This window comes from Lonepinella koalarum, from assembly GCF_004565475.1.
Classification (GTDB): Bacteria; Pseudomonadota; Gammaproteobacteria; order Enterobacterales; family Pasteurellaceae; genus Lonepinella; species Lonepinella koalarum.
The window spans coordinates 78,407-93,620 of the sequence record NZ_SRHX01000001.1 but is presented as its reverse complement, the minus strand read 5'-3'; the positions used below and the strand labels follow the sequence as shown (position 1 = coordinate 93,620).

The following is a 15,214-nucleotide window of genomic DNA, read 5'->3' as shown; positions in this document are numbered from 1 at the left end:
TAAGGGTTTTGACCGTGTTACAAAAATCCGCTTGTATAAAGCAAAATTTTGTCTTACAATGACACTCAATACGACCAGCACCGCTTCAACAATTTTGTTGTACGTGTTGGTTTTCTTTTTTCCATATCGCCAAATCTTGCCAATTTTCCAGCAAACCAAAGGCATGGAGTGAAATCGCCTGATTGCTTAATGTTGGAAAATCCGCCATTAACGCTGTAAATCTTTCGCTCCATGTGGAATTAGGGCAAATTTTATTCAGCAACAATTGCATAATACAAAAATACAAAAAAGGCTTTTCGTTGGGGATATTCTGCCATTGTGGCGGTGTTGGTGATAATTCCAATATATTTACATTCCATAAACGTGCATGATGAGCGGCGATATTGCGAATAAAATTTAAACTTTTCAGCCATTTTTCCAAGGTTTTGGCGGTTGTGCCGTATTTGCCCGCAATGATGTCTTGATCTTGTTTTTTCATGCCCGCAAACAAATGCGAAAGCAAGCCAAAATCCCACACTTCTGCCACCACCCAAATCGGCAATTGCCCTTGATATTTTTCACGATAATGGCAAATCGCAGGGTGTTTATGCGAACGCCCAATATGAGCTTGCAATTTTTCTAGCCAAATTTGATGAGCAGTTTTGTCCTTATTTTTGGCTAAGCGTTTACTAAAATTGCCATGTAAACACTCCGCTTGTTGATATGCCAAGGGATTTTGTTTGCCTAATAAATACACCACATCATTACGCACTGCCATTTCTATGCGTTCAAGGGCATCAAGGGCTAATAAACGCAATTTCTTATCAAATACATAAAGCTGGATAATTTGAGCAAAAACCGTATTGGCTTTAAAACTGTCTTTTAATACCAGTTTGTGTTGTTTGTTGCTCTCGTCAAAGTTAATTTCACGAAAAGGATACCAATAACCGCTCAAACGATAATAGCCAATCCGTTCTAAATACTGCTTGGCTTTATTGTCATCACTAATTTGCATATGGCGTTGTTTTAACAATTGCAATAAATCATCATAATCTTGCCATTGTTTTAAAAAATGTTGGGGTGGATAAGTCATTTTGTTTGTTCTCTTGGCAAATATTGAGCTTATTTTAGCAAACCTGTATAGGGAAATGCACTTTTCTATACAGGTTTATGCGATAGATAGAGAAAATAGCCATTTGCTATATTTGTTCCTACATCTCAAACATTCTCGCCAAAAATTCCGTTTCAATTTGACGCACTTTTAAGGTTCGCACCACATCATCGCTATCGGCAAATACCGTTGGCACATTATGGTCGCCGTTGATATACACCACTTGATATTCGCTGTCGGCAGGGTTGATGGAGCGGCTTTCTAAATAGCGGTTAAGTTCGGCATAGCCCACTTTTTCGCAATCTCGCCAGAGAATAAACGCCTGTTCGCCGTTGGGCATTGTGCCTGTAACGGCGACTATGCTACGCGCTCGGTTGTCGTCAATGTGTGCCACTTTTAAGCCGATGAGATAATTAAAAGTTTCCACTAAATCAATGCCTTGCGGTGCGTACGCCCCTGCGGAAGTGGTGGTGATATTAAGCTGATAATCAAACGGTTTGGCAAAATGATCGCTGTTTAATAAGGAATCACGGCTTTCTACATCGAGCATATAATGCAATAAATAATCTTGTTGCACTTTTGGGCTAAATAAATCGGTTGCCACTTTTTTGAGTTCAAGGTTATTGAGCGTGTCTTCATAGCTTTCTAATTTTAAGACTTTTACCAGTTGCGAAACGCCGTTAAAGCTGCCTGAATTATCCGCTTGCGGTTTGCCGTCTTTGTAGTTTTCGGCGAAAATCACTTTTTGTATGCGTGGTTTGAGCACCGTATCAAAATATTCGCCTTGTTCTACCAAAATATAGTGGCGTTTGCCGCCGTCTTCACGGTTTAGGTTGATGACGGCGTGAGCGGTTGTGCCTGAACCTGCGAAGTAGTCTAGGATTGTTGAGTTATAATTTCTTGCTGTTGTAGAAATAAAATATTGTGCTGCTTTTATAGGTTTAGGATTTTCAAATTGAATACCTAAATTATTGAATAATTCGTCATCACTTCCTGCCATATAGTAAAGTGAAGGTACATTTTCCGTTAGATTTTCTTTTAATAGATATTTACGATTTGGAATAGTTGTTTCATCATCTCCAAATAAAATAAGATTTTTTTCTAAAAGTTCATTCATTGTTTTAGGCGGATTTCTCCAACCACGAGCAGGAACAGGACAAGGTTTTTTAGTTTTTGGGTGAATTAAGGGAATAAAATATTCATCAGGTGCTTTTTTCTTATTGGGCCAAGCCATTGACACAGCACGATATACATCACCATTTTCATCAATTTGATTATAAGCTCTTTCGCCCCCACTCAATTCATTATTTTCTCTAATCCATTTTTTAAACTCACTTTTTGATTGTTCAGAAACACCATATTTTTTAATTAACAATTCTGCTTTTCTTAACATATTTTCAGCATTGAATTTATTACGAACAAACGCACATTCATCATCTAAATTTGAAATGTTTTTTGTGGCAAAATGAACATATTCGTGCTGTGTTGCAATACCTTTGGCATCGCCTTTTGGATTGCGTTTATCCCAAATTAGCTTACCCATATCTCCGTTATTAAAAATTTGTTTTATTAACCATTCCAACGATAAATGTTCGTGTTCGTCCATATGGCAAACTAAAAATCCTTCTGAATTTAAATATGTTTTTGATAATGCCAAACGACACTCAAACATAGAAAGCCAGCTTGAACTTTGGTAATTATCTTTGTAAAGGAAATCATCTTCCCCTGTATTATACGGCGGATCAATATAAATACATTTCACCTGTTCTTTATATCGGGCTTGTAATAAATTTAAGGCTTGGAAATTATCCGAATGAATTAACACGCCGTCTGTTTGGTGGTCTAAATCGTCTATTTGTTTGAGTACGGCAGCCTGAAAATCGGCAGCAAACAAACTGGTATCCACCACTAAGTGCGGTGCTTTTTGGCGAAGATTTTGCAAATTTTCACCGCTTGCGTCCACATTAAACAAAGTTTGCCACTGTTTTATTTGCTGTTCATTTTTTAGGGCAGTTTCGGCAAGTGTATCGGGCAATTTATCCAGCGTAACCAAATAATGCACGGCGGTTACAAATTTCTTTTTCAGCCACAGTTTCTTTTGAAAATCTTCTAATTGTGCCAAAAAGGCGATAATCTCTTGGGCGACTTGTTTAAAGATTTTAATCAGCTGCAAATTCTGCTCAATCTCGGCAAAGGCGGTTTCGGTTTGAATATCATCAAGATTCATCACTTCATTTTTAATATAAAAATCCAGCTCGCCCGTTAAAAACGCACCGAGATTTTTATGGATAAAATAATCGGCAGTGTTTTTTGTGGTGTAATCCTGCAAATATTTTTTTAATAAGGTGCGTTTTGCGTCTTTTTCGGTGGGGGCAAGGCGGAAAAGTTCTTGCCACACGGCGTTGGCAAAGGGGTGCGATTTGAGCTGTTCCACCGCTTGGTCAATATAATCGGCTTGCTTGTCGTTTTTGCCTAAGGCTTTGTATTCAAAGGGGATAACGAGATTTTCTGCCGTCTCAACAATCGGCTGTTCGGACAACACAAACAGGCGTTTTTGCTCGTTATCTTTGCGGTTGTCTTTGTTGGTGTCGGCTTCCACAAGGCGAAATTGCACGCGTTTGTCGTCTGCCAGATAAAAGGCGTAATTGCTGAAATTCTCGCCTGATTTGGTGTAATACTGGTCTTTATTCGCCCAGTGCAACATCACTTCTTCGCCCGCGTAGGGAATGGCGTAGGTGTTGCCCTTATAACGGCGTAGGCTCACAAAATCGCCACTGTCGTAATAGCGTGAGAAAAACTCGTATAGGTGATTATAGACGGCGGTTTCTTGTGTTACGTCCGAACGCAAGGCGTTTTTAATTTGAGCAGGTAAAGTGCGGTCTAAATAATCGGCGATTTCTTTTGAGCGAGAATTTAAAATGCGGTAAATACCGAAATCTAAATCGGGTTGATTTATTTGAAAAATTTCCTTGAGTTTAGAAATTAGATTGGTAAGCTGTGCTGTGCTGTGCTGTGCTGTGCTGTGCTGTGCTGTGCTGTGCTGTGCTGTGCTGTGCTGTGCTGTGCTGTGCTGTGCTGTGCTGTTCATTATTTGTACTGTTTTTGATTTGTCAAGTATTTCCATTCTAACAAGCAAGCTAAAAATTTAAAAGAAAATTGAAGATTTTATCGCATAAATAAATTTTTTGTTTAAAATGAAATAAATTTCGTTACAAAGCAAAAAACTATGAATATCCTAATCATTGCCCCATCATGGGTTGGCGATATGATGATGTCGCATAGCCTGTATCAAACCTTAAAACAGCAATATCCCGATTGCCAAATTGATGTACTTGCGCCGAATTGGTGTAAGCCGTTGTTGGCTCGGATGCCTGAAGTGCGTCAAGCATTGACTATGCCCATTGGTCACGGGGCGTTTTCACTGGGGGAACGTTATAAAATTGGTAAATCCTTACGAAATCAATATGATCTGGCGATTGTATTGCCTAACTCGTTGAAATCAGCATTTATTCCGTTATTCGCTAAAATCCCTGTTCGTCGTGGTTGGAAAGGGGAAAGCCGTTATTGCTTGTTAAATGATTTACGATCCAATAAACACGATTACCCAATGATGGTGCAGCGTTATGTGGCGTTAGGGTATGAAAAAGGGAAAATTCCAACAGCTCAAAATTTAAATATTCCAACACCGTATTTAACCGTTGACGAAAGTGCGGTGCAAAAAACCAAAGAAATATTACTCACAATTCCTAATGGAATTGTTCGGGGCTTCGCCCCCGTTGCAAGCAACGTTGAAATTCCTACGGAATTTAGCACCGCACAATTTGCTCTGGCGGAAAATCGCCCTGCCATTGGTTTTTGCCCTGGAGCGGAATTTGGTCCTGCCAAACGTTGGCCGCATTATCATTATGCTAAATTAGCGGAAAGGCTGATTGAGCAGGGTTATAGTATTCGTCTGTTTGGGTCTAATAAAGATGTGGAAGTGGGTGAGCAAATTCGTTTAAGTTTACCTGAATCGTTGCAACACTATTGTGTCAATCTCGCAGGGCAAACGGAACTCAATCAAGCGGTGGATTTGATTGCGGATTGTACGGCAATGGTGACGAATGACAGTGGATTAATGCACATTGCGGCAGCGGTTGGTCGTCCGTTAGTGGCGGTTTATGGACCGACTAGTCCAGAATATACGCCACCGTTATCCGATAAAGCGGTGATTATTCGCTTGATTAAAGGTGGCTTAATTAAAATCCGCAAAGGGGCAGACAGTGCGGAGGGGTATCATCAGAGTTTGATTGATATTACGCCTGAGATGGTATTGGAAAAATTAATGCCGTTGTTGGCTAATTAAGGGGGGGAATATGACCAATAAATTGGATATTTCTAGCTTACAAAAAGCCATTATTGCTTTGCAATCTGCTAATGAGATTGTGTCAAATAAGCTGTGGTTTGAGCAACAAGAAACCGAAGTGCAGAATACGCTTATCGCAGGGTTGATTCAGAATTTTGAGTTTGTGTATGAGCTGAGTATTAAAATGCTGAAACGGCAGTTAGAACAAGATGCACTCAGTCCTGATGAAATTGACCAAAGTAATTTCCGTGATCTGTTGCGATTAGCGGGCGAGAAAGGGCTGATTGATAGCGTAGAAAATTGGTTTGAGTATCGCAAAATGCGAAATATTACTTCGCACACCTATGACGAAGAGAAAGCCCATCAAGTGTGCGGTTCGGTGAGTGATTTTTTGGCAAGTAGTCAGGCGTTATTGCACCAATTAGAGCAACGCAATGGCTAAAATCTGTATCATCAAAACTTCTTCGCTTGGCGATGTATTGCATTGTTTGCCAGCCTTAACCGATGCTCAAAAGGCGTTAGGTAATGTGCAATTTGATTGGGTGGTGGAAGAAAATTTTGCGGAAATTCCTGCTTGGCATTCGGCAGTCAATCAGGTCATCCCGATTGCGATTCGCCGCTGGCGGAAGCAGTTATTCACTAAACAAACCTACCAACAATGGCACGCCTACAAACAACAATTACAAGCTCATCGATATGATGCGGTGATTGATGCACAGGGGTTAATCAAAAGTGCGTTGTTCGCCACCCGTTTAGCTCGGGGCGAAAAATTCGGTTACGATCGAAAATCTATTCGTGAACCCTTAGCCAGTTGCTTTTACGATAAAACCTTTGCTATTGACTATCAACAACATGCGGTAGAGCGAATTCGCCAATTGTTTGCACAATCTTTAGGTTACGCCTTGCCCGAAAGCAAAGGGGATTATGGTATTGTTCAACATTTTCAACAATCCTATTCAAGCAAGCCTTATATCATTTTTGTTCACGCTACCACCAGAGCAGATAAACATTGGCTGGATAGCGAGTGGAAAAAATTAGCCGAAAAAATCACCTCACTTGATCTGGAAGTTCGCCTACCTTGGGGCAATGAAAAAGAAAAACAACGGGCAGAATGGATTGCACAAGGCTTACCAAATATGCTGGTATTGCCAAAATCTAGCTTAACGGAATTGGCTCAGCAACTTGCCAATGCCAAAGCCGTGGTGTCAGTTGACACTGGTTTAGCTCATTTAACTGCTGCATTAGATGTCCCCAATATTACTTTATACGGTGCGACAAATCCGAAATTAATTGGTTGTTATGGTAAAAATCAATATTATTTGCATAAAGGTTCTATGGTAGAAATTTGTGTAGAAGATGTATTAGAACAATTACAAAAATCATTTAAAACAAAAAAGTGCGATAAATAATTTTTAATCGCACTTTTTCATTAATTCAAGTTCTTACTGAGCAGCTTTACTATTCCCTATAAAATCATCCACCGTATTCTTCAATATTGCTAGCTGCTGTTCCATTTGTTCATAATTGGCTGGATTCGCTTGCATGGCACTACGGAATAAGGACATCGCGGTTTCCATTTTGCCATAATGGCTTAAACTGGCTCCACGCATGGATAATTCATTCGCCCCCCAAGTGGCACCAAAACGATGGAACTTGGTTCGAATTTGTTCAATATTTTTACTGGCAAAAACTTGTTCTAAGTCTTGCAAAGTAGGGAGCACTTGCTCAGCAAATTTCTGACGATTTTTATCATGATCCACTGGGTTTTGCTCTTGCTCAAACGCATAAAGATCTTTAGAAATTTGTTCTACATTAGCTAAAGTTGGGTTAGCAATAGCGGTTTCAAGTGCTTTACTGGTTTCTTTACCCGCTTCTGAATTATGGGTTGGAATGGCATTAAATTCTTGTTGCAAAGTTCGTAAATCGTTTTTGGCTTGTTCGCTATTTTCTTTTTTAACTGCGGACAAGGCATCCGATAAATGCACAAATAACGCTCCCAATTCCACTTTGGCATAAGCCGAAGTAGAGAAACATAAGCCTAATAATAAACTCAATTTAAAGGGCTTCAAAAAGGGCTTTACCCAAATAGTCATTTTCATCTTTTACTCCTGCGAAACAAGCGAACAGTCCACTGCCAATATGGGTAATGTACTCGTTCATTTTATCAATATTACCTAACTTATTTTGAATGGTAATAAATTGTTGTGGGTCTTTTTGATAAGAGATAAACAATAATCCTGCATCAAATTGCCCGGTACGCGAATCGATACCGCTAGAATAAGAAAACGATCGACGTAACATTTTTAACCCAGTTTTATGAGCAAGGTGCATATGAGAATCTTCCGGTACAACCGGCTGACCATTGGCATCTTTTTTGTCTAAATCAACGGGATCAAATTCTTTTTTCTGACCGTAAGCCGCCCCCGAATCACGATGACGACCAAAAGTATGCTGTTGTTCGTTTAAGTTGGTACGATCCCAAGTTTCCAAGAACATCTGAATCTTACGCACCACTAGGAATGAACCTCCTTTCAGCCAGTTATTACCCTCATACCATACGGTTTTATCCAGTTCTTCTCCCTGCGGATTCCCCGTACCGTCACGGAAACCGAACAGATTGCGTGGCGTATCCGTACCTTCAAAAGAATTAAACCCTGATTGGCTCCAACGCATGGTAATTTCTGAACGGGCAACACGGACTAAATTTCGCACCGCATGAAATGCCACTTGCGGATCATCTGCACAAGCTTGAATACAAATATCACCGCCTGTAAATTCCGCTTTCAGTTGATCACGTGGAAAATGCGGTAAATCAACTAATTCGGCTGGTTTAGCTTTCTCAATGCCTAATTTAGTAAAGAAACTTGGGCTGACACCAAAAGTAAGCGTTAAATTATACGGATTTAGGCTATCTGCTTCGCCCGTGTCAACTGCAGGAACATAGCCATTTTGACTATAGGTTTGTACGTTTTTACCTTGTGTTAATTGGCGACTGTATTCCGTCCATGTTTTAAACATTTGGTGAATTTCGTCGACATCTTGGCTATGTAAATCAAGCACAATAAAATAAATATGATGTTGTGCTGGGGAAGTGATGCCTTGTTGATGAGGGTTAAAAAAAGGATAAATATTTTCTATGGTAATTTTTGTACGTGGTTCCAAAGAATAAGCGGTGCCAGCCGCTAACCCCATCGTGAGGCCAGCACCGATGATAACACTACTCTTTAAAAAATCACGACGAGCATTATTGGTATGACTCATTGTGACCTCGTCTGTTATTTCTCTAAGAGAACACCTAATTGAGCCAATGGTTCACCCAATTTGTTGACCGCTTCTGCAAGGGCTTTGGTGTCTTTTTCGGTTAAGGTATTGTATGGCACATAGTCATAACCGCTGGTTGATCTATTATAGGTTTGCAATAAATCATTTACTTCTTTGAAATGTTGCTCGATTTTTGCACTTAATTTAGCATCTTTTTTCAATAATTCAGGTTTGAATAATTCATAGATTTTTTCTGCCCCTTCAATATTGGCTTTAAAATCATATAAATCCGTTTTAGAGAAAATATCTTCTTCACCCGTCACTTTACTGGTGGAAACTTCATTTAATAAATCTACTGCACCAGTAATCATTAACTCTGGTGTGACTTCGGCTGTTGGAATTTTAGCACGCAACTCTTTTACGTCTTTGAGTAACTGATCGGCAGTTTCTTCCGTGCCTTTGGTAGTATTTTGTTCCCATAATACTTTTTCAATTTTGTGGAAACCAGACCAATCTTTTTCCCCTTTGCCTTCTTCTTCTAAGTCCGCAAGACGGGCATCAATACGTGGGTCTAAATCACCAAAACTTTCCGCAATCGGCTCGGAACGTTCATAATACATACGAGCTTGCGGATAAATAGCTTTAGCTTTTTCCACATCACCGGCTTTTAATGCATCAACAAAAGATTCAGTATGTGTCACAAGTTCATCAATCTGAGCGACTACAAAATCTTTATAATCTTTTGTTTCTTTTGATAAATCTGCTGCCATAGCTGGGGTAGATAGAAGTAAACTTGAAATCAGTGCTGCAATAAATTTTAAACGCATATAAGTTCTCCTTGATTGAGATGAAGATTAAGATGAAACATCGTGGCTATATTAGATCAAATAAAAATAATTCTCAATATACTTATAATGTATTTCTAAGGCAAAGCATCTATTAATCGTCCTTGATATTCGTTTAAGAGAGCTTTTGCTTGTTGAATATCGACATTCGCTAAAATCATCATAATCGCCAGTTTACTGTTATTTTCTGCCAGTTTTAACGCTTTAATCGCTTTGTACTCTGAACAATCTGTCGCTTGCATAACAATGCGAATTGCTCGAGCTTTGAGTTTTTCATTACTGGCTTGCACGTCCACCATTAAATTTTGGTAGCATTTTCCCAACAAAATCATACTCGCTGTGGTGAGCATATTAAGTACTAATTTTTGTGCGGTGCCTGATTTCATTCGGCTTGAGCCTGTTAGTACTTCTGCTCCGACCACGGTTTCAATGGCAATTTGTGCAATTCCTGCCATCTCTGAATGGGGGTTACTGGCAATCGCTACCGTAGTCGCTCCCAGTTCATTGGCATATTGTAACGCTCCTATTACATAGGGTGTTCGACCACTGGCAGCTATCCCAACTAACACATCTTTTCCCGAAAAATCAATCTGTTGTAAATCCAATTTGCCCTGTTCTTGATTATCTTCCGCTCCTTCAATCGGATGCCGCAACGCCCGTTCACCGCCCGCAATTAAACCCACCACCATAGCCGGATCAACACCAAAGGTTGGGGGACATTCGGAAGCATCTAACACGCCTAATCGTCCACTGGTGCCAGCCCCAATATAAACTAACCGACCGCCAGCTTGAAAGGCTTGTACAATTTTTTCTACTGCAACAGCAATTTGTGGCAAGCATTTTTCAATGGCTAGTGGCACAGTTTTATCTTGCTGATTGATTAAGCTAACAATTTCCAACGCGGTCATTTGATCTATGTTGGTAGATTCTGGATTGCGTTGCTCGGTGATCATTTGCTCAAGAGCATTAAGTAAGTTTTGTTCTGTCATCTTTGTTTCCTATTTTGGAAAAATTACCCCTAAACTCACCGCACTTTTTGCCCCCGTGACCGCAGGCAAGTTGCTCGGTAAATTGTTTATGCGTTGATAAGCCAACCACGCAAAGGCGGCAGCTTCCATATAGTCCACATCAAAGCCTACATCATGAGTTGTAGTAACAAACCAAATTGGCAATAAATTGGTTAAACGTTGCATAATTAATGGATTTTTCGCTCCACCGCCACAAACCAATAATTCACAAGGCAAACCTGTTTTTTCTAGTGTGAGTAGCTCATTCGCTATACCTTGTACGGTAAATTCAAGTAATGTGCGTTGCACATCTTGCGGTGAAAGTGCGGTGTGTTTTTGCAATTTTTTTTCTAGCCAAGCTAAATTAAATAGCTCTCGCCCTGTACTTTTCGGCGGTGCTTGGCTAAAAAAAGGCTCGTCTAATAAATCTGTCAATAAGCCCTGATCGACTTGTCCACTGGCAGCCCAAGCACCATTTTTATCGTAACGTTTGCCTTGATGTTTTTCAATCCAACCGTCTAACAGCGTATTACCCACGCCGACATCATAGCCGATAGTTGGACAAGTTGGATTGAGCACGGAAATATTACTCATTCCACCGATATTTAAAATCACTCTTAGCTTATCAGGTGTACTTAACATTGCCTGATGAAAGGCGGGTACCAGTGGCGCACCTTGCCCGCCCACTGCCATATCTTTACGGCGAAAATCACCAACAGTGGTGATACCCGTTTGAGCGACAACAATATTCATATCGCCAATTTGCATAGTAAAAGGATCAGTTGAATTAGGCGAATGCCAAACGGTTTGACCGTGACAGCCAATGGCTAAAATCTGTTCCGATTTTAACCGCAGTTTAGCAAGAAATTGATTGACACAATCGGCATAAAGTCCCCCCAGTTGATGATCTAGCTCGCCCAAATCTTGCAAACTGGTTTGTCCCGATTGCACAAGTGCGGTGATTTTTTGTCGAATTTTTTCGGGCATCGGTATGAAATTACAAGCGACGATGGCTGGTGGATTCTTGCTAAAATTCATTAAAACGAGATCTACACCATCAAGGCTGGTGCCAGACATTATGCCGATATAGTATTGAGGTTGCATTATTTATTCTCATTTTGTAGGGGCGTATTGCATACGCCCTATTGCTCGATCTTTTTTGGGCGTATGCAATACGCCCCTACGGCGATATATTATATTATAGTCATATTAGATCATTTCACAAAATCCGTGTAAAATAGACCGCAGTTTAATCCAATGTTGAGAATATCAAGATGACCCAATCTAACAATAAATTAAGCGTAGTGATTCTCGCCGCAGGCAAAGGCACCAGAATGTATTCTGATTTACCTAAAGTGTTGCACAAGGTAGCTGGCAAGCCAATGGTGAAGCACGTGATTGATACTGCAAAGCAACTCAATGCTGAACAAATTCATTTAATTTATGGACACGGTGCAGATTTATTAAAACAATGTTTAGCGGATGAGCCTGTAAATTGGGTTTTCCAAGCAGAACAATTAGGTACGGGACACGCCATGCAACAAGCTGCACCGTTTTTTAACGATGATGAAAATATTGTCATGCTGTATGGTGACGCCCCTTTAATTACACCAGAAACCTTACAAAAATTAATTGCAGCTAAACCGCAAAATGGCATTGCGTTATTAACTGTGCAACTAGATAACCCTACAGGCTACGGACGAATTATTCGTCAAAATGGTTCCGTAGTGGCGATTGTTGAACAAAAAGATGCCAATCCTGAACAATTAAAAATTAACGAAGTAAACACGGGGGTGATGGTATCAGACGGAGCAAGTTTCAAAAAATGGTTAAGCCGTTTAAATAATAACAATGCTCAAGGTGAATACTATATGACGGACGTGATCGGGCTGGCAAATCAAGACGGTTGTCAAGTTGCGGCGGTGATAGCAGATGACATTATGGAAGTAGAGGGGGCAAATAATCGTTTGCAACTTAATGCGTTAGAACGTTATTACCAACGTAAACAAGCTAGCCGTTTATTATTAGCAGGTGTGAGCTTAGCGGATCCTGAACGCTTTGATTTACGTGGTGAATTAAGCCATGGCAAAGATTGCGAAATTGATATTAATGTGATTATTGAAGGCAAAGTACAATTAGGTAATGGGGTAAAAATTAGTTCCGGTTGCGTACTAAAAAATGTGATCGTAGGGGATAATGTTGAAATTAAACCTTATTCTGTGTTGGAAGACTGCGTCATCGGCGAAAAATCGTCTATCGGACCTTTCAGCCGTTTACGCCCGGGGGCAGAACTCGCTGCAGAAACCCATATTGGTAACTTTGTGGAAATCAAAAAAGCCAGTATTGGTAAAGGTTCAAAAGTTAATCACTTAACTTATGTGGGAGACGCAGAAATCGGCACCAATGTAAATGTCGGTGCGGGTGTCATTACTTGTAATTATGATGGTGCCAATAAATTTAAAACCGTAATTGGGGATAATGTATTTGTCGGTTCTGACTGTCAACTGGTTGCCCCAGTGAAGATTGCAGATGGTGCAACAATCGGTGCGGGTACAACGATCACCAGAGATGTAAGTGAAAATGAACTTGTCATTAGCCGTGTGCCACAACACCATATTCAAGGCTGGCAACGACCGGTGAAAAAGAAATAATATTTTATTTAAAGAGAAATTTATCAGTTTGTTCTTTAGTTAACGGAGAATATTGATGAACTGATAGATGATATGGATTTCAACTTGATCCATATCAAAAAAACATATAAAACTCCAAAATTTTTTCAAAAATTTGATCTAGTTAACGTTTTTTCTTCTCAAAAAGTAATAGAATAGCTTATCTTTTAATTTTCTAACTCTAATGAGGTAATGTATGACTGACTTAAATAAAGTAATTAAAGAACTTAGTGATCTTGGTATCAATGGTGTAACAGAAATTGTTCATAACCCAAGTTATGAATTTCTATTTGCAGAAGAAACCAAAGAAGATTTACAAGGCTATGAAAAAGGTATCGTCACCACAACGGGCGCAGTAGCCGTTGATACCGGTATTTTCACAGGTCGTTCACCAAAAGATAAATATATTGTGTTAGATGACAAATCAAAAGACACCGTATGGTGGACAAGTGATGCAGCCAAAAACGACAACAAACCAATGAATCAAGAAACTTGGAAAAGTTTAAAATCATTAGTCACTAACCAGCTTTCTGGTAAACGTTTATTTGTAGTTGATGCGTTTTGTGGTGCAAACGAAGATACACGTTTAGCGGTGCGTATCGTCACTGAAGTGGCATGGCAAGCTCATTTTGTGAAAAATATGTTCATTCGCCCAAGCGACGCTGAATTAGCTAACTTCAAACCTGATTTCGTGGTCATGAATGGTTCTAAAGTCACCAATCCAAATTGGAAAGAACAAGGCTTAAACAGCGAAAACTTCATTGCCTTTAACCTTACTGAAGGCGTGCAATTAATCGGTGGTACTTGGTACGGCGGTGAAATGAAAAAAGGTATGTTCTCAATGATGAACTACTTCTTACCATTACGTGGCGTCGCATCCATGCACTGTTCTGCCAACGTGGGCGAAAAAGGCGACGTAGCCGTATTCTTCGGCTTATCTGGCACAGGTAAAACCACCCTTTCAACCGACCCTAAACGTAAACTTATCGGTGATGATGAGCATGGTTGGGACGATGACGGTGTATTCAACTACGAGGGCGGTTGCTATGCGAAAACCATCAACCTATCTAAAGAAAACGAACCAGACATCTATGGTGCGATCAAACGTGATGCATTATTAGAAAACGTGGTGGTTCGTGCAGATGGTTCTGTTGACTTTGCTGACGGTTCAAAAACTGAAAACACGCGTGTTTCTTATCCAATTTATCATATTGAAAACATTGTTGAACCAGTATCTAAAGCAGGTCATGCGAAAAAAGTGATCTTCTTAACCGCAGATGCGTTCGGTGTATTACCGCCAGTATCTAAATTAACCCCAGAACAAACTAAATACTACTTCTTATCTGGTTTCACAGCTAAATTAGCCGGTACAGAACGTGGTATCACAGAACCTACCCCTACATTCTCAGCCTGTTTCGGTGCGGCATTCTTAAGTTTACACCCAACCCAATATGCTGAAGTATTAGTAAAACGTATGGAAGCAGCAGGGGCTGAAGCCTATCTTGTGAACACTGGCTGGAACGGTACGGGTAAACGTATTTCAATCAAAGATACGCGTGGTATTATCGATGCAATCTTAGACGGTTCAATCGACAAAGCAGAAACCAAAACATTGCCAATCTTCAATGTAGCAGTGCCAACTGCCTTACCAAACGTTGATCCTGCAATTTTAGATCCACGTGATACTTATGCAGACAAAGCACAATGGCAAGCAAAAGCAGAAGATTTAGCTAACCGTTTTGTGAAAAACTTTGAAAAATATACGGTAACTGCGGAAGGTAAAGCGTTAGTGGCCGCAGGTCCAAAAGCGTAAATATTCGCTATAGTCACTCAAAAGTGCGGTGAATTTTTATTTTTCACCGCACTTTTGTTTTTAAAACCAGTATTCTTTATACCAAAGATAGATACAATGAAAGCCCCCCAAAAAAATCAACCTATTTATACAGATTGCATATAACGTTATTTATCAAAAATACAAAATATCATTTGACAAAACA

The 15,214-nt window shown here is 39.9% G+C and carries 12 protein-coding genes; 5 read left to right on the top strand and 7 right to left on the bottom strand.

The genetic code is table 11. The annotated features are described in order from the left end of the window. Positions 1-85 precede the first annotated feature (85 nt). Positions 86-1,072 carry an Abi family protein gene (locus E0709_RS00455; RefSeq protein ID WP_132299465.1) on the bottom strand — a complete coding sequence of 329 codons (987 nt, stop codon included), beginning with the start codon at positions 1,070-1,072 and terminating at the stop codon, positions 86-88. Between the two features lie 118 nt (positions 1,073-1,190). Then, positions 1,191-4,178 (bottom strand): site-specific DNA-methyltransferase, encoded by a 2,988-nt coding sequence (locus tag E0709_RS00450; protein ID WP_243640834.1) that lies wholly within the window; start codon positions 4,176-4,178, stop codon positions 1,191-1,193. Positions 4,179-4,316: 138 nt separating this feature from the next. Between E0709_RS00450 and waaF the strand changes: the two genes are divergently transcribed. The 3 genes from waaF to rfaC are packed head-to-tail and all read left to right on the top strand — an operon-like array spanning position 4,317 to position 6,844. Further along, positions 4,317-5,435 (top strand): lipopolysaccharide heptosyltransferase II, encoded by a 1,119-nt coding sequence (gene waaF / locus E0709_RS00445; protein WP_132299463.1) that lies wholly within the window; start codon positions 4,317-4,319, stop codon positions 5,433-5,435. Positions 5,436-5,445: 10 nt separating this feature from the next. Beyond that, entirely contained in the window at positions 5,446-5,877 is a 432-nt protein-coding gene (locus E0709_RS00440; protein ID WP_132299461.1) for a nucleotidyltransferase substrate binding protein, read from the top strand. Then, positions 5,870-6,844, top strand: a complete 975-nt coding sequence (gene rfaC / locus E0709_RS00435; RefSeq protein WP_132299459.1) for a lipopolysaccharide heptosyltransferase RfaC — start codon at positions 5,870-5,872, stop codon at positions 6,842-6,844. The genes E0709_RS00440 and rfaC overlap by 8 nt, the downstream gene beginning before the upstream one ends. A gap of 33 nt (positions 6,845-6,877) precedes the next feature. Here rfaC and E0709_RS00430 read toward each other — a convergent pair whose 3' ends face one another. The 5 genes from E0709_RS00430 to E0709_RS00410 form a co-directional block, all read right to left on the bottom strand. Continuing rightward, positions 6,878-7,534 (bottom strand): Fe2+/Pb2+ permease, encoded by a 657-nt coding sequence (locus E0709_RS00430; protein WP_132299457.1) that lies wholly within the window; start codon positions 7,532-7,534, stop codon positions 6,878-6,880. Beyond that, positions 7,491-8,696 (bottom strand): iron uptake transporter deferrochelatase/peroxidase subunit, encoded by a 1,206-nt coding sequence (gene efeB / locus E0709_RS00425; RefSeq protein WP_132299455.1) that lies wholly within the window; start codon positions 8,694-8,696, stop codon positions 7,491-7,493. The genes E0709_RS00430 and efeB overlap by 44 nt, the downstream gene beginning before the upstream one ends. Before the next feature lie 14 nt (positions 8,697-8,710). Further along, positions 8,711-9,523 carry an iron uptake system protein EfeO gene (efeO, locus tag E0709_RS00420; protein WP_132299453.1) on the bottom strand — a complete coding sequence of 271 codons (813 nt, stop codon included), beginning with the start codon at positions 9,521-9,523 and terminating at the stop codon, positions 8,711-8,713. Positions 9,524-9,618: 95 nt separating this feature from the next. Continuing rightward, a complete protein-coding gene (gene murQ, locus E0709_RS00415) occupies positions 9,619-10,530 on the bottom strand; it encodes an N-acetylmuramic acid 6-phosphate etherase (RefSeq protein ID WP_132299451.1) in 912 nt (303 codons plus the stop codon). Between the two features lie 9 nt (positions 10,531-10,539). After that, complete coding sequence (locus E0709_RS00410; RefSeq protein ID WP_132299449.1) at positions 10,540-11,652, bottom strand: anhydro-N-acetylmuramic acid kinase; 1,113 nt, start codon at positions 11,650-11,652, stop codon at positions 10,540-10,542. 170 nt (positions 11,653-11,822) lie between these two features. On the opposite strand from E0709_RS00410, the gene glmU reads away from it, so the two are divergent. Beyond that, the gene (gene glmU, locus E0709_RS00405; RefSeq protein WP_132299447.1) at positions 11,823-13,199 is read left to right on the top strand and encodes a bifunctional UDP-N-acetylglucosamine diphosphorylase/glucosamine-1-phosphate N-acetyltransferase GlmU; all 1,377 of its coding nucleotides are present in this window, start codon (positions 11,823-11,825) and stop codon (positions 13,197-13,199) included. A gap of 214 nt (positions 13,200-13,413) precedes the next feature. Next, the gene (gene pckA / locus E0709_RS00400) at positions 13,414-15,030 is read left to right on the top strand and encodes a phosphoenolpyruvate carboxykinase (ATP) (RefSeq protein ID WP_132299445.1); all 1,617 of its coding nucleotides are present in this window, start codon (positions 13,414-13,416) and stop codon (positions 15,028-15,030) included. The last annotated feature ends 184 nt before the right edge of the window (positions 15,031-15,214 follow it).